Source organism: Zhongshania sp. (genome assembly GCF_047636175.1).
Classification (GTDB): Bacteria; Pseudomonadota; Gammaproteobacteria; order Pseudomonadales; family Spongiibacteraceae; genus Spongiibacter.
This window is the reverse complement of record NZ_JBLIKC010000014.1, coordinates 1-19,526: the sequence shown is the minus strand read 5'-3', so window position 1 is coordinate 19,526 and position 19,526 is coordinate 1. Positions and strand designations below refer to the sequence as shown.

The 19,526-nt window shown below is 41.9% G+C and carries 18 protein-coding genes; 8 read left to right on the top strand and 10 right to left on the bottom strand.

Annotation, left to right across the window (positions count from 1 at the left end):
* Positions 1–8 precede the first annotated feature (8 nt).
* From ACI955_RS09860 to ACI955_RS09850, 3 genes are all read left to right on the top strand, one after another.
* Complete coding sequence (locus tag ACI955_RS09860) at positions 9–332, top strand: hypothetical protein (protein WP_415243578.1); 324 nt, start codon at positions 9–11, stop codon at positions 330–332.
* Positions 333–614: 282 nt separating this feature from the next.
* A complete protein-coding gene (locus ACI955_RS09855; protein WP_415243577.1) occupies positions 615–1,028 on the top strand; it encodes a DUF6957 family protein in 414 nt (137 codons plus the stop codon).
* A 32-nt stretch (positions 1,029–1,060) separates the two neighbouring features.
* The gene (locus ACI955_RS09850; RefSeq protein WP_415243576.1) at positions 1,061–1,879 is read left to right on the top strand and encodes a metallophosphoesterase; all 819 of its coding nucleotides are present in this window, start codon (positions 1,061–1,063) and stop codon (positions 1,877–1,879) included.
* A 385-nt stretch (positions 1,880–2,264) separates the two neighbouring features.
* Here ACI955_RS09850 and ACI955_RS09845 read toward each other — a convergent pair whose 3' ends face one another.
* From ACI955_RS09845 to ACI955_RS09810, 8 genes are all read right to left on the bottom strand, one after another.
* Positions 2,265–3,116 (bottom strand): hypothetical protein, encoded by an 852-nt coding sequence (locus ACI955_RS09845; RefSeq protein WP_415243575.1) that lies wholly within the window; start codon positions 3,114–3,116, stop codon positions 2,265–2,267.
* A 133-nt stretch (positions 3,117–3,249) separates the two neighbouring features.
* A complete protein-coding gene (locus ACI955_RS09840; protein ID WP_415243574.1) occupies positions 3,250–3,729 on the bottom strand; it encodes a hypothetical protein in 480 nt (159 codons plus the stop codon).
* 161 nt (positions 3,730–3,890) lie between these two features.
* Positions 3,891–4,439: a hypothetical protein gene (locus tag ACI955_RS09835; RefSeq protein ID WP_415243573.1), complete on the bottom strand. Its 549-nt coding sequence runs from the start codon at positions 4,437–4,439 to the stop codon at positions 3,891–3,893.
* 140 nt (positions 4,440–4,579) lie between these two features.
* A complete protein-coding gene (locus ACI955_RS09830) occupies positions 4,580–5,689 on the bottom strand; it encodes a class I SAM-dependent methyltransferase (protein WP_415243572.1) in 1,110 nt (369 codons plus the stop codon).
* Positions 5,690–6,128: 439 nt separating this feature from the next.
* Complete coding sequence (locus ACI955_RS09825; RefSeq protein WP_415243571.1) at positions 6,129–7,580, bottom strand: DUF4041 domain-containing protein; 1,452 nt, start codon at positions 7,578–7,580, stop codon at positions 6,129–6,131.
* Positions 7,581–7,583: 3 nt separating this feature from the next.
* Positions 7,584–7,865 (bottom strand): hypothetical protein, encoded by a 282-nt coding sequence (locus ACI955_RS09820; RefSeq protein ID WP_415243570.1) that lies wholly within the window; start codon positions 7,863–7,865, stop codon positions 7,584–7,586.
* A 957-nt stretch (positions 7,866–8,822) separates the two neighbouring features.
* A complete protein-coding gene (locus ACI955_RS09815; protein ID WP_415243569.1) occupies positions 8,823–9,911 on the bottom strand; it encodes a toll/interleukin-1 receptor domain-containing protein in 1,089 nt (362 codons plus the stop codon).
* 126 nt (positions 9,912–10,037) lie between these two features.
* A complete protein-coding gene (locus ACI955_RS09810; RefSeq protein ID WP_415243568.1) occupies positions 10,038–10,736 on the bottom strand; it encodes a hypothetical protein in 699 nt (232 codons plus the stop codon).
* Between the two features lie 554 nt (positions 10,737–11,290).
* Here ACI955_RS09810 and ACI955_RS09805 point away from each other — a divergent pair.
* Positions 11,291–11,503: a Wadjet anti-phage system protein JetD domain-containing protein gene (locus ACI955_RS09805; protein ID WP_415243567.1), complete on the top strand. Its 213-nt coding sequence runs from the start codon at positions 11,291–11,293 to the stop codon at positions 11,501–11,503.
* A 194-nt stretch (positions 11,504–11,697) separates the two neighbouring features.
* On the opposite strand, the gene ACI955_RS09800 is transcribed toward ACI955_RS09805, so the two are convergent.
* A complete protein-coding gene (locus ACI955_RS09800) occupies positions 11,698–14,481 on the bottom strand; it encodes an ankyrin repeat domain-containing protein (protein WP_415243566.1) in 2,784 nt (927 codons plus the stop codon).
* Between the two features lie 169 nt (positions 14,482–14,650).
* On the opposite strand from ACI955_RS09800, the gene ACI955_RS09795 reads away from it, so the two are divergent.
* The 4 genes from ACI955_RS09795 (at position 14,651) to ACI955_RS09780 (ending at position 18,220) form a co-directional block, all read left to right on the top strand.
* Positions 14,651–15,559, top strand: a complete 909-nt coding sequence (locus ACI955_RS09795) for a viperin family antiviral radical SAM protein (protein ID WP_415243565.1) — start codon at positions 14,651–14,653, stop codon at positions 15,557–15,559.
* The gene (locus ACI955_RS09790; protein WP_415243564.1) at positions 15,556–15,852 is read left to right on the top strand and encodes a DUF4258 domain-containing protein; all 297 of its coding nucleotides are present in this window, start codon (positions 15,556–15,558) and stop codon (positions 15,850–15,852) included. The genes ACI955_RS09795 and ACI955_RS09790 overlap by 4 nt, the downstream gene beginning before the upstream one ends.
* 897 nt (positions 15,853–16,749) lie before the next feature.
* Positions 16,750–16,992 carry a helix-turn-helix domain-containing protein gene (locus tag ACI955_RS09785; protein ID WP_415243563.1) on the top strand — a complete coding sequence of 81 codons (243 nt, stop codon included), beginning with the start codon at positions 16,750–16,752 and terminating at the stop codon, positions 16,990–16,992.
* Positions 16,985–18,220: a type II toxin-antitoxin system HipA family toxin gene (locus ACI955_RS09780; protein WP_415243562.1), complete on the top strand. Its 1,236-nt coding sequence runs from the start codon at positions 16,985–16,987 to the stop codon at positions 18,218–18,220. The genes ACI955_RS09785 and ACI955_RS09780 overlap by 8 nt, the downstream gene beginning before the upstream one ends.
* 470 nt (positions 18,221–18,690) lie before the next feature.
* Here the strand turns inward: ACI955_RS09780 and ACI955_RS09775 are convergent.
* Positions 18,691–19,526: DUF418 domain-containing protein (locus ACI955_RS09775; protein WP_415243561.1), on the bottom strand; the 836-nt coding region annotated here is incomplete at its 5' end.

The window sequence follows — 19,526 nt, the reverse complement described above, 5'->3', positions numbered from 1 at the left end:
AAATAGCCATGACAAACAAAAACAATATTGACCAGCGTATTGCTGAACTTCGTAATACCTACCCAGAATACCTCTCGTGGCGCCATAGCGTTACGGATGAAATTCTCTACGCCGGCATTTATATCGACGATGCATGGATCGACATCATTGAACGCCTGCTCAATGATATCGACGCGTTATGTAGGGATGACCCTACTGATGCGCCTGTTTTCCGCGACCTCAAATCTAAGCGGGGATATTTGTCGATTCATTATGATGGTGGCAGCGATGGCGTGGACAGACTGATAGAAGCCGCCGAGGAAAGTGCGAACCGATTGCCTACATATCGGTAGGTGAATGCATAAATATGCCGGCACTTTACACACCGATAAAGCCAATTTACCTCTAGTTATTAAGAACTTACTAGCAATATTTATTCATACTAAAATATTTAGTCGTGATATTTATTATACCGTAAACCATTGATTTAACAAGACTTAATTTATATATACCTTGCGACATTGAAATTAACTCTGTAAGGTAATCACACAAATAGTAGGTAAATAATTAGAACTACATAAAACACTAAAACCTAAAACTCATCAATTAACAGCCGGCTCCATGTGAGAACACTAATGACCGAATCTGACAATATGAAGCCCTTTGGCGGAACTATAGAGTGTTGGTGCCGGCATATCTTTACAGAGCATCTTCCGAAAGATTTCCTTGAGCAAAAGCGGGCCGAAGACCCAAATTTTTCAGCAGAAATTGTTACAGGCCAAGTAGTAGAAGACAAACTACTGCGTTGGAAGCCAGGGGATGCAATGCAAACAACTATCATCGCCAATTTTGATGAGGAAAGTCTTCTTATTGAAACAAAGAATACTATTTATAAGCTAACTGGCCCTGGTCGAATGTCAACGGCAAAACCGGAGCGCTATGACCTTGAGGTAGGTAAAACAATACTGCTACTGTCAGACGCAAAAGGGCTAAAAATTGATGATTCTGAAAGCGTCCTTGTTTACCCAGAAAATACGGACATCTCTTAGAAAACACACTCCCTGAGAAATTCCGAGTAGCCATGATGAAGACAAAGCACAATCAATCGACATCGATTTGGATACACAGTGATCAGCATTTAGATGTTCGTGCGCATTACTTACACAGTGACGTAGAAGCAATTGATTTCACCCCGCCAGACGAAACGGATTTAATCATCGTCGCCGGTGATACCATGGAAGGCGTTGATGGCATTGATTGGGTGGACAAGTTTGGAAAGCCAGCGGTCTACGTCGCTGGAAACCATGAGTATTATCGACGCAATATCGAAGAAACTGAGCTCGCGCTACGTCGGCACGCTAAGGAAAGTCAGCATGTCACATTTCTGAACAATGACCGCTACGACTACAAAAATATTCGAATACTTGGTACGACGTTATGGACGGACTACCGTCTCGAGCACGATGAACAGCAGGCTATATCAGACGCCAACGGCCTACTTATGGATCATCGCGTTATTACAACAATAGCCGGCGGGCCGCGTCGCAGGTTCTTTATGGCAGAGGATGCGCAAAAAGTGCATTACCGATCTAGAGAGTGGTTGGAAAGGGAACTCTCAAAACCCCATGACGGCCCAACAATAGTCGTCACTCACCACGCACCGCACATAAACTCCGTTCACCGGATGTACATTGGAACCGGCCCGGTAAACGCCTGCTTCGCATCAGACTTATCGGACATATTGGAAAAATACGATATCGATTTATGGATTCACGGTCACACTCATTGGACTTTTGACTACGAAGTTTTTGGAACTCATGTTGTTTGCAACCCTTACGGATACTACCCAAGTAACGAGATCAACGACTTCAACAAAAACCTGCTTATCGAAATTATTTAATGCAATGCCAAATACCGTCAGGGATCGGGTAATCACTCTATTTTTAACTGATACTCAAAATAGAAGTTAAGCAGGCCAGAATACTGAACAGCTTTCCCTGTATTTTCTAAGCAAACCAGCCACAAGAAGCCCGCAAAAGAGGGGCATCAGACTTCAAATCTTGATAATCGCCCCGTACAGGGCTTTCGCATAGATCCCAAGAAATCTGTAGCGATCGCATGCGATGAACGACGTGGCGGTCGCCTTCTGGTAAAAAGCGGACAGTCAAAACAGTGCCCTAGATGCAAGGTTGCATGTTCTTCTACAGCCTCAACGCCAAGCAAAGGGGCGCGCGTCTTATGCGCGTCCCGCCGCAGGCCTACTTTGGGTTCTTATTATGTGTTTTCTAAAACGGAAATTCATCACATGTTGTGTCAATTGAAATTTCATAATCAAAATTGCCTTCAGAAGTTACCAAACGCACAATGCTTCTACCCGCCACTTTGTAACTATCCTTGATTTCTTCGCCTTTTGGCGAGAATGCTAATAGCTTACTACTTTTGAATTTTAGTTGTGCCCATGAATTTTTATGTAGTTTTCTTATTGGTGGAGTCAAAAAATGGCGAAGCTCAAAGTCGGTAATATCGGATTCCGTGGACGGACATTCTTTCTCGTCTTGCATCAAAGCCCATTTTTTAGTTGTATAAAAATATACTGCTTCTATTTCTGCGGAGGTCTTGTTCGATTCATTTAATAAATCAATTTCAAAATTAACGGTGCCTCTAGCACTATATTTACTTGTATCGAGTGAGCCATACAATCTTTTTAAATTAACTTTTATATGACTTTCTCGCTCGTTCTCAATTTGTTTTTTTGCCCATACCAGCTCATCGGTAAGGGTTGATCGAAGGTTTGTTATTGAGTCACCATAAACGATATGCCTATGATGCTTTAAGTCAAAAGGTATATCATCTGCATCTCTAGTCAGAAGAATGCATATTTTTTCTTGGGCATGCGCATACCCTACTTCATAAAAGACATTTGGATTTTGACCTGACATATCAGCAATAATGATATCCGCAACTTCTATTTGCCGGTATATACGTTCTAGCATTCCTTCCTGAAATATTTGTTCATCAACTCGCTCTGCATCAATATCTAATTGTGCGGCAGTCTCCTTGATTCCCATTTTGTACGTATCATCAAATGCTTTATCAAACGGCATTAAAACAAAAGCAAATATTTTATCTTGATCCACGATATCTCCTAATACACATAACGCTCGCCACAGCCGAATTTATGGAGGGGATTGTTTTGTGTTATAGCGTAGCGGTAGCACAAAACAAGCACCGGAATAAATGTCGGACTGGTGGCGCTTGTTATATGCAAACTTAGAATTCCTTGTATTCACTAATTTCTAGAGCAGTTACAAGCTCCAAGTAGGCTTTTAAAGAGGCACTGGTAGTCTTGGATTTTATATCTTGAATGTTTTTTTCAAACTTTCCTGTTCGCCATACACTAAATATTTTAGATTTATCAACTTGAGTCAAAAAAATATTTGACCTTAGCCAATACTCGTTCTTATGTTTCGTGAAATATTCATGCTGCGCAAAAGATATAACTCTATTTGCCTGCATCAGTGCCTCATCTACTGCAGTACTTAAAGTTGAGCTAATTACATGCTCAGGTGCGCCGTTTGTTTTTATCGAAATCTGTCCTCCGCGAAAGAAAGAGCTTTCTCCTTCTACAAATACAAAAAACTCACTTTTTAGCTCTTCGCTCGGAGCTGTATCAGCAGTAATAATTACTGTAGGCATTCCATAACCCACTAAATAATCGCCCTGATACACATTAACTATTGGATCTTGCATAAACTTTTCCTTTGCATATAACGCCGCGTTAAGGGGTGAGCAACGTAACTACGAAGCCACCGCACTGCACGAAAAACTAATAAAATCAACGCATAACAAAAATGCTATGCGTTGCGAATCCCTCTTGAACGCTTTGTTATACAGCGACTCAAGGTAGAATCTTATTCCCAAGAAATTACGCTATCATAGACCTGACAATCAGCGACTGAATTAACTGAATCTGCAATGAATATTTGCTGCACTTCCGATACCGGATAGGTTAAATACTCTGAACATTGAGCACTTTGACCATTACCTACGACTACTTTGGTTCCAGCTTTCAATGTGCACTTCGATAGCTTATCCAAGGGTGACCATTGATAGCAAATCTCATAGTTCTTCCTATAATCCGCTGTCTTACCCGAGGGTAATTCAAATGCCCACCATTCACCAAATTGGCTATTAGGATTTGTACTATTCCACGCTCGATATAGAGTCACATCTTGTGTGTTTTGATATACAGCACCTTGACACAACTTGCCTTGTAACGGCTCTCCGAGAGTTTGAGCAAGCAGCGATGAGTCTTGGATTGACTTCAATTTATCACTTAATTCACTACTGATAGCTGTAGTACCTATACACGACTCTTCCACTAACGTTTCTGTGGTTACTGATTGATTTGCACAACCCTGAATCACTGCTACCAGTGCGAGACCTAAAATCCTTTTCATATTAAAACTCTTAGTAATCAAATAATTATCGTTTAGTTGCATAACGCCACGCTACGCGGACTAAAATAGTTGGTTATAATGTGTAGCGAAGCGAAACCTAAGCAACTGTTTTAGTTCCGTTTAAGCGTCTTGTTAGAGTTTTATTTTCTTGCACCAATAAATATTTCAAATGGGGAGGCTCTGTATATTTCAGAATTATGAAAACCTAGAAGATCAAAATACCATTTTATTCTATCTGCTATCTCGAGAGCATACTCTATGCTTGGCTCCTTAGAACCTGAGGGGATTAATCCATTCAGCACTCCAGTAATTTGTCCATCGTCTCCCTTAACTAGGAACATAGTTGGTATTGACACTGCTATAGCACCACCTTTAGTTAATACTCTGTATGCTTCATGAATAGATTGCTTAATATCAAATAAAGTTGACTGGTAAGTTCTTAAAGAAATATAAAGATCAACAGAAAATGAACTTATTGAATTCAGATCTTCAGCTGACCCAATAACTAACTTTGAATGAGGTAATTTTGTTCTTGCATAATCTAAAGCTTTTTCTGAGACATCTACCCCAGTAATATCATGTATGTCTTCATGAAATCGCTTAGATGCCCATGCATTACCTATACCGACATCAATAGTTTTAAGCTTTGTGTAATCTGAAACGCCCAGCCGTTTCAAAAAGTCGATGAGGTACATATTCCAATCTTGGCAACCCTCTACGTTCAACTCTTTGACGGGAACTAATTTTTCATCCTCTTTGGGTTCTGCATATTTTGAGGTAAAGGCAATAGCTCTTGCTTTCTCTACGCAATCAATAATTTTTGAAATAGGAATATCTTCATTCAAAGTTGACAGCCTTTTTTTCAGGTCATTAACATTAAAGCCATAAGAAATACAAGTTTCTGAAATATTTAAACCATTTTTTTGAATTTCGTTAATAATTATATCTGGAGTACTTTGAAGAACATATTTAGAACTTTCACCCATAATAAGGGTAGTTAACTTGTCAAATTTATCACTTGTTTTCCAAATAGGGATGAACATAAATATAAAAAATATAGAAAGCAAAGGCCCTAACCATTTCAATATAGACTCAATTGTCGCTGACAAAGTGGGAATTTTTACAACCCCAAAATCTACGCCACTGATGTAAGGTGATACAGTGAGGATAAACAGAATTAAAAATATGCTGTTTATTAATTGCGGAGGTGCATCAACTCGCTTAAAGCTTCCTACTGACTTAAAACTCATAACTTAACCTTTTTTCTATTCAATACTCTAACCCGTTTAAAACTCTAACAGTTAGTTATAAAGACTCGCGCCCCTCTATCACTTCGGCCCCCTTATTAAAGTTGGAGCTTCAGTATGGATTAAAAAATATCAGGGAATTCAATGAGATGACGGCCTAGCTATTAGCGAGTGCCAGTCAAACGAAGACTAATTCCTTTTATTTCTGCCAAATATTCCTTTCCCTTGATCATATCGCGTTTTTTATAAATTTCAATGGGTTAAGTGATTTCCGAATGTGTTAATGGGAAGTGTTCTCTTGTTCACATGCCTCGATAGCGCGGAAATAGCGACTGACCGCTCTTGTGACACAGGAGCCTTTCGTACTAGCTTTTCATGCGGTATGCCCTGATCTAGTCTGGTAAAAAAGCGGACACCAAGGGCCACAAATCCTTCCGTATCCCTATGCGACACTTCGCTCTCGAAGCCTTAGAGTCTCATAGTATTCCTCTGCCGCAATTGTCGTTCGAAATTCCACCTCATCATCGCCTAAGCGATCGACGGCATCGCGAATTTTTCCGAGATTGACACGAAAAAACTCTTTTCGGACATTTACAGCATTTACCCGAAAGTGGCTAAACTCTCGGTGTAGTGCAGTCTCTAATGCAGGGGCGTCATCAGTAAAAATGATTGCATGAACATCAAACGAAAAAGGGACGCTTGCATCACCAAGCTCTTTAACTCGATCCATGGGATCAAGTCGCCTAGTCATACCTATCTTATAAACATTTTCACCAAACGACCCGACATTACTAATAACGTAGACGTGACCACGACGCGTTTGTTGTGCGAGACTTTTAGCCCTCGCCTCCTTAGCCTGGGCTTCAGCCAGCTGCGACTCTAACTCCGCAATTTTGATCAATGCGATCGCTCGCTCTTCGTCATTTACCTTAGTGAGCTCTTCACGCGCTTTTTCCAACAGCCCTTCATACATACGCTCTTCTTTTTCTGCTGCTGCCAATGCATCCCGGTAATCCTTCTCTGCACGGGCCTCTTCACGCATTTGCTCTCGGATTAATTTTTGCTCTTCTTGTTCATCCCTCTTCTTAAGCGTGTATTGGTATTGGATACCGCACTCTTCATATTTAGAAGTCACATATTCTATACTGATACCACACCGCAGTGACGCAACGAGCTTTTCCAGATCATTTGCAAGCTTTTCTATCCTACCGAGAGTCCGATCCATATTTGATGGCGACACTTTCCCAATGAGCTGGTCGGCTTCGATATTGAAAGTTCTCATGATCATCTTCATCTGCCCGTCAATAATTTTCTTATCTATCTTCTTATCGCCCGTCAGTGAAACTTCTCCTTCCTGAACAAATGCGCTGCTGTCTTTGATTAGCTCTTTTTGCCTATCCCGCATTAACTTAATTTCAGCAGCGAAGCGCTCACTCGTTTCATACAGATAATCAGGGTTTTCGAAATGGCCATACTCGACGAATTCGTCCACCCTTGAGTACAAATCAATTTTTGACATGACCGCTTGTAAATCCGACTCCTTTTTAGTCAACGCTCCTTGCCCATCTTCTATCTTCGCGCTGATATCACGCAATTTTCCAGAGTCTATTTCTAGCTGCTTTGTTATTGAACCCGCATTAGCTCGCAACTCCTGCAAATCTTTGGTCTGAGAATCTATATGTCGGTATGAAGCCTTAGCCGTCTCAAGCTTTTCTGTAACAGCAGCAAGAATCACATCTGACTTTTTCTTCTTTTCGAGGGTTTCTTTGATAGCCTCCCGCAAAGATTTGAAATGTTGTATTTTTTTATCTGAACTGCGCTTGGTAAGAAAGTATGCCATTGCAACAGAGACAAAATAGACGACCGCCGCGACTAAGATAATTTGGCTATCCATGCATCACCTCATATATTGATTAATGACTTCTTCTTTGACTATACGACGCTCCACTACGCGATCTTCGTAGATTTCCTGAGCTGTTTGGAACTCATCTTTTAACGCTTGCGCTTCTGCTCGAGCATTCTGCCTGTCCCTCTGCAGTTCTTGTCGCGCAGCAGCCTTTTCAGCTCTGTCCCGCTCACGCTCTCGGCGTTGACGGTCGCGATCGGACTGCTTGGCTGCTCGGTCTATTGCTTTAATTACCTTGAACGCGGTCTTTAATCCGCTCGATCGCCTTGCCATCGTTCGATTCCATTTCGAGTGTTTATTCTAAGCATTCCCTTAAATCTAACATTAGCATGAATCTCCCCCATACAAAGGTAGTTCCAACTCTGGAAGCATAGGATATGCTCCCACAGACTGATCTCCATTCATCAAGGTCATGATTGAGGTGCAGACTGATTGATGGCAAAAACGCCGGCTTTTCATGGATTAAGCACCAAACGGTAGGTCTTGCAAAAAGGGAAGTAATTGCGGAAGATTAGACTATCGGCGGCCACACAAACCCAGAGCGTAACTAGACTCTGGATATTTTTGTTTGGCTGATATTGGCTATTTTTGCAGTTTGCTACACGTCCGTAACTTATTGATTTTTATCACGGTATTCTGTCTAACGGTATATCAGTGGATTCTCTAATGGTACGACCGCCGGAAACGCTTGCAGGCTGGGAGACGAGGTTTGACCTCTAGCGATACTTCGGGCATCCCCGAAGTATCGCTAGAGAGAATATTCTATCACTAGAGAAAATATTCTTAATTAATAAAAAAGCCGCATATCGCGGCTTTTTTATTAAATTTCTACGAGTTAATAAACCCCCGCCCGATTACCAAGACCTAAACAACCCCACAAATTGCAAAGGCCGTGCGGCTATCTGCCGATAACCTCACCGGTATAGCAAAGGCAAAAAAAAGAGGCGCTCTTCAATTGACGGCATTAAGAACTTGTTATTTGATGCGCTTGTGACTAATGCTTAGCTATCGAACGAAGGGCTACAATTGGTAAAAAGCAGACAGTTAAAAAACCGAAACTGATGGAAGTTGGTAGGTTTTTCTATAGCCTCAACGCACAGTGCAGAGGCTGTTTGTGCTCGCATAAGCGGTAAGCAAAAAATATAGCCACGAAACAAACTGTCCGACTGACACGTTTTGTTAGGCATTTATTTGAGATACTAGAAACACCCATGATACTTTTAATCTCTCCTAGAATGGCGTTTCATCATCAATGCGTATTGGACTTATATCTCTCCCTGACCTTTCATAAGCTTTATCTGATACACGGTTAAGAAACCGAATGAGCCTGTTATTGCGGCTGACCAAATGCCCCGCATTGTATAGCTGGCTATTTTCATGAAAGGCTTTTGTTATCACCGTAACTTCATCATCGGTTAACGTCTCGACAACTCTGTTCATGCGGTCAAATCGCTTTTTTGTTTCTGCAAAATCAGGGGAAACACAAAATGCGTTTATCATCGCTGTTTGCAAACGGTGTTTATTACCTAGCTTTTCTGCAATCACATTGTATATATCTAGTGCTGTTTGCAGCGTATCATGCGGATTATTTTTCAGTGCTTGTCGCTCTCCTATAAATCCCCTCGGATCAGTTGCACCAAGCTTAAGAGAGATAACGGGAATATTACGTCCAAGAGCAAAGCCCACTTCCTGATTTGTCCATACGCTTTCATGAAAATCTTCGGTTAAATAAACTAGCATAATTTCCATTGTTTCTAAGCCTTTGACAATTTCATTTTGCCATGTACTCATTGGCTCAATCGTGTCATGTGCTACAAAGGAAGAAACACCATATTCCTCTAAGGAATTGGCAAGAGCTTTTGCTTCGCCTTTATGAACGTCTCTGTGGCTTATAAATAACCTGACATGATCAGGATTCCAAATAGACAAAGTATTTGGGTTGATTTGGGGGCGATCATGTATTGATATGGCATTTTGAAAATGAGGATCATTTTGATCTTCATCCTCAAATCTAACTGCATGAATAAATTCGTTTTCGATGGATTGACAACACAGCCTAAGTTTTGAAAGTAGGTCAGACTCAAAGTCACTCTTTCTGGCCAGCGTTACTTCGCCGAAAATCTCAGGAGGTAAAAATAAAATTACGTCATGCCCATCCATGCCGCCATTCCAGTTATCATAACCGATTTCTTCATGAACGAAGATGACTGATGAATTTACAACCCGCGCCTGTAAATCCTGCCCCGTCGTCTGATATTCCGTGGCAATTCGTTTGAGATAAATAATTATCTTTGATGGAATAATATACTTGCTTGTCATTATGCGGTCTCAAATCGGTGCAATCCAAATTGTATTCGTAGGACTTCGAGTTTTCCATTATTCAGCCTAACGCCACCATAATTTGCCGACTGAAGCGAAGCGTAGGCGGTCAAATTGATGATTTTGTTATGCCTTTTTATCTGTGTTTATTTTAGATATTACGGCAACCAAAACAGCCGCTAACACTGATCCAGCAACACCTAGCGAGATACTAGTTATGAGATTGCTATCTAATATTTTGGGTAGAATATTCGGACCTTCCGTAATTCCAGCAACAGAAAGCGTAGCAGTTACAAGTGCAATGATGCTGGCAATTGCTCCAAATAATTCTGGTGTCTTTGAGGTCTCGCTCGATTTGTTAGTTGTGTTTTTAATCACTTCTCTGATTTTTTCGGTTTCATCTACGCTCCCCGACTCAACCTTTAGATGCTGTAAGAACTTTTCAAAGATAGAGTTATCGCTTTGAATAGCATGAAACACTTTCCCCATAGAATGCACTTCTGATAACTCGGTAATTAGCTGTTCTTTTCTACCACTATCAAGCAATGGTGAAGACACTGTTTCTGCAATTAAATCTTCAATTACAGAGTTTCCGGTTATAGCACCCAAGCGTAATCTATTCTCCCTAACCAATGAATCTATTACAGCATTTAGTTCGAACAACCCAACAGTTCTACCTTCTCCGATTTGATGAGAAAGGCGTTTAACAATTTCTCTTCGTACCGTTGCATACTTTTGAACCTGACTTTTCAGGTAAAGGTAAACGGCTAAAGGCACCCCTAATATAGAAGCTACTGAGCCTATAATTTGTAATATATCGTTCATAGCTCTCTATGTTCCTTTGGGCGCATAACAGTAAATTCTAATGCGTTGCGCTTTATAACCCGTTAACATAGCGAGTCTAAGCCTTGAGATGATTAAGCAGGATAATTCTATTTAAATCAGAGTGATAGCAAGCCTGAGATGGTTTTTTCATCTGCGTGCATCCTGCATTTGATATGGAATCCCTTGGCTCTGATCATAATCACTTCTAAATAAAAATCAATTACTTAAGTGAATCATATCGGGATTAGTGAGCGCAATGCTGCTGAATACGAGTTTGACTGGACTTCCCCAAGTACTCAGCGCTATTCAGCGACTGACCACTACTGTGACGCAGGAGCCTTTCGTAATAGCTGTTCATGCCGCATGTCCTGGACTGGTAATAAGCGGACGGTCAAAAACACCTAATACACTGAAGGTTATTGATTTTTATACAGCCAGTTATTAAGCGTCTGTGTTGTTGTAGAGGCGATCATCTCACCTTTAATCACATGACCAAATTCACTTTGCCACTACGCTGCCTAAATCATAAATCACAGACCTGACCCCATTCGTGTATGATGAATCGAGAGACTCTCGATACTTTTTCGTGGGCGGTGGTAGCCGAGAAGCGCTCCTGTGAAGCTGAACCAGAAAACCTATCCTCCGAAGAGATGAAATTGTTCCGATATATGCTCGAACAACCAAACGAAAAACGCCGGCTGGAACAGGAGAGGATTTCACAGGATCACATCAACTCCAGCATCCAACAATGGATCAACGACCACTAACAGTTAGCTACTGCACCTGAATTCGCAAGACAAGAAATAAACAATGCAGATGATCAGTCTATCGTGCAAATATCTTCTTGGAATGGCTGAAAATTCAATGCAATTAAACACCCAGAGCCTAACTAGATTCTGGATTTTTGTTTGACTGATATTGGCGATTTTCGCAAGTAAACTCTGATCATTCCACAGATACCTTATTGAATATTTTCAGATATAAAATTCGACATTACATTTCCCAGAAACGCTGAAACTCTTGCGTAGTCTGAGTGAGAGCCATGCAGCCGCTTCTCACGGCGTAAATTAGTCGCAAGACTTTCATAGCAGGATTTATCAGTCGATATCAAAACAGCCAGATCAACTGGCCTTCTTCCATTATTATCGTGTTCAAACAAGAGCCGTGGACATTTAGAAACCAATTTAGTAACGAACCCTAAATTTCCAAGTCGGACAGCCGTATGCAAGCAAGACGAGCCATCTATGGCTTTCAATCCATATAACTTCTCAACCTCAGGATGAGAAAGAATTGCCTCTACGCACTGATCGTCACCACTAGCAATAGCCGCATGCAGAACTGTGCGTCCATTATAATCTTGCGCAGAAAGGTCGGCCTTACCCTCCATAAGTTTGATTAGTGAGTGATGGTCTCCCCTGTTTGCTGCCATCATTAGCGGTGTCTGTCCTTTATAATCAGCCCGTGATACGGATCTAGGCCATTCTTTAATAATTTCATGTAAGCTATGCCTTAAATTTCTAATCACAGCCTCAACCTTTTCAGAAGAAGCTGACTGTAGGGTAGAAATAGCTCTAAAATCATCTTCCCATGTATAAAGGTTTTTTTGCCACAGACCTAGAATAGTGCCACCCCGAGAGTGCCTGAGCGTTTTCCCACTGTTCTTCTTATTATTTTTTAGCCATTTAGAAAAACCATTCCAATCACCTTGCAGTGAATACTTTATTCCTTCCTTTACAAAGTCAGCGTCCATACGCACGGCCCCAGTTAGTTTTTCTTGGCCTGGGTATGGCTTGTATAAATCGTCCCAAAAGTATTCCCCCATTTCAACCGCAACGTCCTCCATGGGTGGAATATGAATAGATCTCAGTTCTATGCAACCCGCAGAAATCATGTTTCGATAATAGTGTTGGTAGTTTTTTAGATGGTACCCAACATCTTGATAACCTATTACAAGGGCAAGCGCATCTCGTGCGATCTCCCCATGAACAGATCCAAAGTTTCTAGTCGCGCATGCTTGTAAAGCTTCGTCAAATTTTTTCCTTGCACCACTAAAATCATTCATAGAAAGAAGATGCTTTGCCTCATAATTTAATAAAGGCGCTTCCAAAACTCTATAGCCCTCAGTTGCTTTCGCTTCAATCAACAAATCCTCAACCAAGTCCTTACTATCTTTACTTTGTTTTTTCCTGTCGTCATTATGCAAAATAAGAGCTAACTGAACGCAAATGGAATTCGTTTTTTCCAAAGGGTTTGACGCCAACTCATACATTCTTCTAGACGCTGAAAAACGCGCCTTATAAGGCAGTGACGGTATATTGATCATTCTACCTATTAGCCAATAATTCGTGACTGGCTGCAGCACTCGCCATGGCGACTTTCTTCTAAGCCGATCTTCTAATAATGTGGCTTCATTCTCTTCATATTTCCACTGCTCAATAAACTTCTTTTTTTCTTCAGCTATAACCCTCAAGTCCTCTCCATCTTTATGAACCAGCATTGGTAAATTTTCGCTGAAGCTCATTTGCAAAAAGTCACGAGTTAGTAACTCTGCCATGTAATCAATAGAATTATCACGCTGCGATGGATCAACCGATGAAAAAACACTCGACCGGTATAACTCCGGTATTAAAATAGAGAAAGCCTCCTCTTCACCGATAGTACTTGGGTCTATTTCAAAAGCCTGAATCGTTAGGTTATGGCTTTGTCGGAAAATTGCTATAAGCTGCAGCACTTTATTTTCATTCTGATCTGCGCATTTATAATCAAAATCACTCCCCAGAAGCGCAGTAACTAAACTGCGATACCCATCCTGCACTGCTCGCGCAATCAACAGACGCCGTCTAATAGTCTGTAGCGTAGGGGCGGAATATCTATCTTTAAGCAGATTCAAAAAGCGCTCTTTAAGCGTGCAATCTATAGCATCAATCGGAGAGTTTAAAATATTTTCAATTATGGCAATCTCTGAAATAGGTATCTGGAGCGCCATCTCCTTAACAGTAATCTTCTTTTTCAGCACAAAATCTCTAGCTTGTTGAAACCTCTCATTGAGCTCGCCAGATTCATCAATCTTTAGCGCACCCAAAAATTTCAATTTTGTCGAATCCGGAAAGTACTTGTTAATCGTTTTTACAGTAGGAGTTTGGCCGTTCAACCATAAATGTAAAGTCCGCTGCATGCTTTCAACCTCGACTCCGGATTCTCTGCCGAAGTTCTCGCCTGCAACTATTCCGCCGCCCAACTCTGTCGTAATCGTTGTGATCGACTCACCAAGAAGATCTAGCAACCACTCAACCACTTGTGCAACAGGCATTTTCAGCACTGGCTGATCGTCTACTTTCTGTACTTCTGGCAGATACCAGAAATGGCCGCCTGGCATCCCTATATCCAAAGGCTGTTCAAGCTGCCAAAAAGCAACCCTTCGACCAAGACCAGGCATATATATGTATCCCGCCGTATACCAGAGCACTTGCCTCACGTCCGCCCCATAAGTCCATACCTTCTGGCGAACCGCATCATTAAAAGACCCAAACTCAACGATATTTTTAATGACATCTAGTGTCTCAAGCTCATCCAGCTCAAGGAAATCTAATATTTCACCAAGGATAAGCCGCACCTGTTCCACATGCTCTTCAACGCCTCCCATTACCCCATTTAGCTTATTCTTCTTCTTGGTGGCAATTTTCGATCCTAAAAGGCAACTGCTAACCGCAAGCACAACTTGTTCAAAGGTAGGCACTTGGGCCATCTAAATTGCTCCCTTGTTGGATTATGGTGAATATGCCATGGACGTTCATATCATTCACTGAAATATGAATGCCCCTCAGATAGAAGTGGAGAGGGGGTAGCAAGTCCAATTCATACAAACCAGCGACGTAAGTGGGGAAACTCTTTGAACTAACTTAGAGGAACCCCAAATGAATACAATTATACCCACCACCGAGCTAGTTATTAATTGGCACATAACTGAAGCCTGCAACTACTCATGCCAGTATTGCTATGCCCACTGGTGCAAGTCTCGACAAAAGGAACTTATCCACAACAAACAACAGACAAAACAACTACTTAAAGAACTGTACGACAGTCTCAAGCCAGAAAGCAGCAATATATTAACCCCTTATATGCGATGGTCATCAATCCGGCTAAATATTGCTGGCGGTGAACCCTTACTTTACCCAAATCAGGTTTTATTTATTGCCGAATCGGCTCTAGAGCTAGGCATGAGCGTTTCACTCATCAGTAACGGGAGCCTGCTAAGTAATGAGCTAATGGATAAAATCGCATCCAAATTGGTGCTGTTAGGCTTAAGTTGTGACTCTGATAATACTGACAATAATCGCATCATCGGCAGATCCGATCATAAGGGGCAACAACTAATAGTCGACGATCTCCATAGAATCATTAATTCCGGCCGAAAAATTAACCCAAAGATGCGCCTCAAGCTAAATACGGTAGTTAATAGCGTCAACTATCTAGACGACATGTCTGGAATAGTAAAACTCCTCAATCCAGACCGTTGGAAAGTATTAAAAATGCTTCCCGTCATTAATTCTGACTTAGCTATTTCAGACCGTCAGTTCAATGAATTTATAAACAAACACTCTAGCCTTAAAGAGATCATGCGTGCGGAAGACAATGATGAGATGTCTGAGTCTTATATTATGATTGACCCTCTAGGCAGGTTTTTTCAAAATTCACCTGATAGCTCAGGAAAGGGCTACATATATAGCTCATCGATCATTGACACAGGAGCCATTAGCGCACTGAAAGAAATTAACTTTTCGCCGGAGAAGTTCCTAAGCCGGTACAAGGAGGTTATCGCATGAAACTCTGTGCAGGTAACTTGATTATAAGCTATCACGCTGAAAAACGGATGCGGCAACGATGCATAAGCCAATTCACTGTGGATACTCTGCTGGAGTATGGTGAAATAGATTTTCACCAAGGGAAGGAGTGTTACTACTTTTCAACGCGGTCGAAGAAAAAACTCATTCAGGACTATGGAAATGATATCGGGGAAAAAATACTACAGGAGGTATCTGATTACTATTGTGTTGCAGCCAATGACACAATTGTAACAGTTGCTCGCAAGTTAAAACACTTCAAGCGTAATAGGTAATTGTTCATCCCGGCCTTAAGCAGACCAATCAAGTGCCCAACCGGTATGTCTTGCAAAATGGGAAGTAATTGCAGAAGATTACGCTATTCAACGGCACACAAACCCAGAGCCTAATTAGACTCTGGGTGTTTTTGTTTAGCTGATATTAGCTATTTTTGCCGTTAGCGACACGCCCGTAACTTGTTGTTTTTTATCACGGTATTCTGTCTAATGGTATAACAGTGGATTCTCTAACGGTATAACCGCCGGAAACGCACGCAGGCTGGGAGACGAGGTTTCACCTCTAGCGATACTGCGGGCCGGCAATTCTCACTAGAGAGCGACATTTTGTCACTAGTGATGATCCCGAAGGCCGCTAATTAGCGGCCTTTTTTATTTACATTGTCCGGAATTGGCAAAGAGGACAAACTGCTCTGGTCAACAAAACCCACTTCAACGCTCTGAAGGGACGGGGCGTTCAATGACTTAAGGTTATAACGGTGGACCACCTTCCCGTACAGCTGGTTGGTCAATTTGGAATGTAAATCTACATTGGAGCCATTTAAACCAAATATTTGCAAGTTAGACTGACCCTGTTATCTGCCTACAAGTATTTAGTAAGCAAGCGAAAGCACTACTCTCAGCTCATCATTTACTGATGCAAATCCTGGGTCAGTATTAAGTGGGAATCAACAACTTGCCCGTACTTAGCCTTGAGGTGGGTCTTCCCATCCTGCAAATATTAACGATAACTGGCTCTACGCTCAGTGCAATTAGACACGTTACAACTCATTGCTTTATCCACAGTTGATACCTGCCCCGCGGAGAAGTACTAAGAACTTGTTCTCAGCCAAAATATGTTCTATTATTTTACAACATTAACTTAATTACTGACTATTTATTCTACTATAATACAACATGACTGACACACTACCCGAACTCGGCAAGCGCCTATGCGCGGCCCGCAAAGAGCGCTTTCCTAAGGATGGTGTGCGCGGTTTTGCACCACGCATTGGCGTAAGCGTGTCAACGCTCGTCAAGATGGAGCAGGGTAAATTGTCGGTGTCACTCGGCAACTACCATGAAGCTGCGAGAGTGCTGGGCCTAGAGGATCAGTTCAACCTGTTATTTGTCATGCCGACGTCCTTATTCGATGATTGATAAAGCCCGCTATGCACTACATATAGACCTGCCGAGCACTGGGCGAACTCAGGCCGCCGACGTTGTGATCGTGGAAGATCGCGGGCATGTTGAGCGAGTCGGTTTTCGATACCGACCTGAATACCTTGAGCTGCCCGGCGCCATCGCCATTGACCCGATCTGCTTGCCGCTGACACCCAAAGAGCGCGCTATAGAATGCCGCGGCGGCATCCCCGCATTCCTTGACGATTATTTACCCGATACATGGGGGCGCCGAGTATTAAGTTATGTAGCGCTAAAACAAACCGGCGAGAAGATGAACGCCAACAGCGCTATTGCTTGCTTAAACGCCTTACGTCGCAGCCGGATTGGCGCTCTAGAGCTCACCGCAAACAACGAACGGCCGCTGTACCAATTAGGTATCGCCTGGGGAGAGCTCGCTCAAGCAGAAAAAATTGCCCACCAAATCGACACCTTGTCATTCGAGGAAATCCCACACGAATCTCTCGATTTAATTTATCTCGCCAACGAAGGATCAGGAGCTGGCGGTGCCCGCCCAAAATCACTGATCTATCGTGGTGACGACGCTTTTCTTGCCAAATTTAACCGGCTAGGAAGTGATCAATTCAACGTCGCTCGCGTTGAGCTAGCCTGTCTTAAGATGGCAAAAGCGGCGGGAATTAACGTTTATGGCGGCGAACTGATTGAGGATATAACCGGCCGTGATGTGCTGTTACTGCAACGCTTTGATATTTCTGAATCAAATCGGCGCCATCTTATTTCTATAAACGGTTTACGTAAGGACGCTTACCAGCGGGACGACGCGGGTGTATTTCGTTATGACGACGTTCATAAGCTACTGCAATCACACAGTGTCGATTTTCGCGAGGATGCCAAGCAGCTGTTGCGACAAATGCTGTTTAATCGAGCGATCAATAATACCGACGATCACGAACGCAATTTTTCAATGATCAATGATGGCAGCGGTTATCGCTTATCGCCCGCATACGACTTAGTGCCCAGCCTAACAACCGGCGCATATCATGTTGCTGGCTATCAATACTCGCCTTATCCGCCAAAACCCAGCGAGGCCATTAACCAAGGAAAAGTATTCGGTTTAGACAAAACCACGGTAAAAAACATAGCTGAACAGATTATGGATGCCATTCAGCAATGGGAGAATTTCGCGGCAGAGTGCAAAGTCAGCGATTCAGATTACTCTGCAATAAAACGCCTACTTTCGATATAAAATATATCCACTACTTTGACGCCCCTAAGCAGTTTCCCCATTTTCGTTTAATGCCTTATAGGCCAATAGGGCTTGCAGCTGACAGATCATAGCTAGCTTCATAACTGACAAAAAGTTATATTTAACAGTGTGTTAGCAAAGAGATTGCTTTTCAAGTGTCATAAATAGTGATTTTAGCTTGGCAATAAACCGCTAACTCATTGATTTTGTTAGCACAGAGCAAGACGTCAACGGTCAACTTACAGTTGCCCCGAAGTATCGCTAGAGAAAATATTCTAAGCAACAAAAAAGGCCGCTAATTAGCGGCCTTTTTTTTAAATATCAACGTATTACCAATATTTCTGCTTTTAATTCCCACGGGCCGATATTGGTAAAAAGCGGACGGTCCAAAATACGTATTTTGATGAAAGTCGTATATCTATCTACGACCTTAACGCCGCATTCAGCCGCTTATCCGCTGCAATGCTTTGTTAGCCTGCAACTTTACGGAAGATCGATTCTAACGGCCCAGTTTTAAAAAACTTCAGCCATACAACACTAAAAACTATCCCGCAAACACAAAATATCAATGCGCTAAGTAGTGAGAAGTTTATTGTCTGGTTTTCTAACCGACCGATAGACTCAAGAATACCCATACCAATAATGACGTGAGCAACATACAAGGTCAAAGACAATTGTCCCGTTTGGTACAGCCACTTGTTGATATTACTTTCAGAAAATCTCTCTGAAAAATATAAGCAAGCAACCAGCACAACAACGGCGGAGCTACCAGCAGAGATTATGTATTGAGGCAATGGCGGTATAATCGATGTTGAAAATAGAAATGTCACATCTTCGGATGTCATTTCAAGCACACTACCGTCTCCAATAGTTACTCTTATCAAATAAAAACCACATTCGGTGACAAACAAAGTAATAAGTGACCCAGCAAGCAACTTGTTTCTAATCAAACTTTGAGATAAATCCTGCCTCCCCAGCCACATCCCAAATATCAAAAAGGCAGCCCAGGGAAAGACGGGATGGAAGCCGTTAAATACTATGTGCCTAATCATTCCATCAAATGACCAAAAGTTTTCATAGGTTAATATTGACCAATTCCAGTTCTGCTCATAATTTAGAAACAGCATTAAAGCTGGGAATATCAGCATGATAATCGCCGAGATAACTAACAAGTATTTTTCGTTAACTGTAAATATGGCAGCAGCTATTAAAAAATAAAACCCATAAAAATGGAGGATATCAGCTTCCCATATTGGCGTGAATACAAGACCGATCGCAATCAGTAATAGCCCGCGTTTTATAAGTG

Excerpts from the sequence above, each read along its gene's own strand:
- ACI955_RS09835 (WP_415243573.1), bottom strand. The coding sequence starts at position 4,439 with ATGAAAAGGATTTTAGGTCTCGCACTGGTAGCAGTGATTCAGGGTTGT.
- ACI955_RS09805 (WP_415243567.1), top strand. The coding sequence starts at position 11,291 with ATGATGAATCGAGAGACTCTCGATACTTTTTCGTGGGCGGTGGTAGCC.
- ACI955_RS09830 (WP_415243572.1), bottom strand. The coding sequence starts at position 5,689 with ATGAGTTTTAAGTCAGTAGGAAGCTTTAAGCGAGTTGATGCACCTCCG.
- ACI955_RS09790 (WP_415243564.1), top strand. The coding sequence starts at position 15,556 with ATGAAACTCTGTGCAGGTAACTTGATTATAAGCTATCACGCTGAAAAA.
- ACI955_RS09825 (WP_415243571.1), bottom strand. The coding sequence starts at position 7,580 with ATGGATAGCCAAATTATCTTAGTCGCGGCGGTCGTCTATTTTGTCTCT.
- ACI955_RS09780 (WP_415243562.1), top strand. The coding sequence starts at position 16,985 with ATGATTGATAAAGCCCGCTATGCACTACATATAGACCTGCCGAGCACT.
- ACI955_RS09820 (WP_415243570.1), bottom strand. The coding sequence starts at position 7,865 with ATGGCAAGGCGATCGAGCGGATTAAAGACCGCGTTCAAGGTAATTAAA.
- ACI955_RS09800 (WP_415243566.1), bottom strand. The coding sequence starts at position 14,481 with ATGGCCCAAGTGCCTACCTTTGAACAAGTTGTGCTTGCGGTTAGCAGT.
- ACI955_RS09785 (WP_415243563.1), top strand. The coding sequence starts at position 16,750 with ATGACTGACACACTACCCGAACTCGGCAAGCGCCTATGCGCGGCCCGC.
- ACI955_RS09860 (WP_415243578.1), top strand. The coding sequence starts at position 9 with ATGACAAACAAAAACAATATTGACCAGCGTATTGCTGAACTTCGTAAT.
- ACI955_RS09840 (WP_415243574.1), bottom strand. The coding sequence starts at position 3,729 with ATGCAAGATCCAATAGTTAATGTGTATCAGGGCGATTATTTAGTGGGT.
- ACI955_RS09810 (WP_415243568.1), bottom strand. The coding sequence starts at position 10,736 with ATGAACGATATATTACAAATTATAGGCTCAGTAGCTTCTATATTAGGG.
- ACI955_RS09815 (WP_415243569.1), bottom strand. The coding sequence starts at position 9,911 with ATGACAAGCAAGTATATTATTCCATCAAAGATAATTATTTATCTCAAA.
- ACI955_RS09850 (WP_415243576.1), top strand. The coding sequence starts at position 1,061 with ATGATGAAGACAAAGCACAATCAATCGACATCGATTTGGATACACAGT.
- ACI955_RS09855 (WP_415243577.1), top strand. The coding sequence starts at position 615 with ATGACCGAATCTGACAATATGAAGCCCTTTGGCGGAACTATAGAGTGT.
- ACI955_RS09795 (WP_415243565.1), top strand. The coding sequence starts at position 14,651 with ATGAATACAATTATACCCACCACCGAGCTAGTTATTAATTGGCACATA.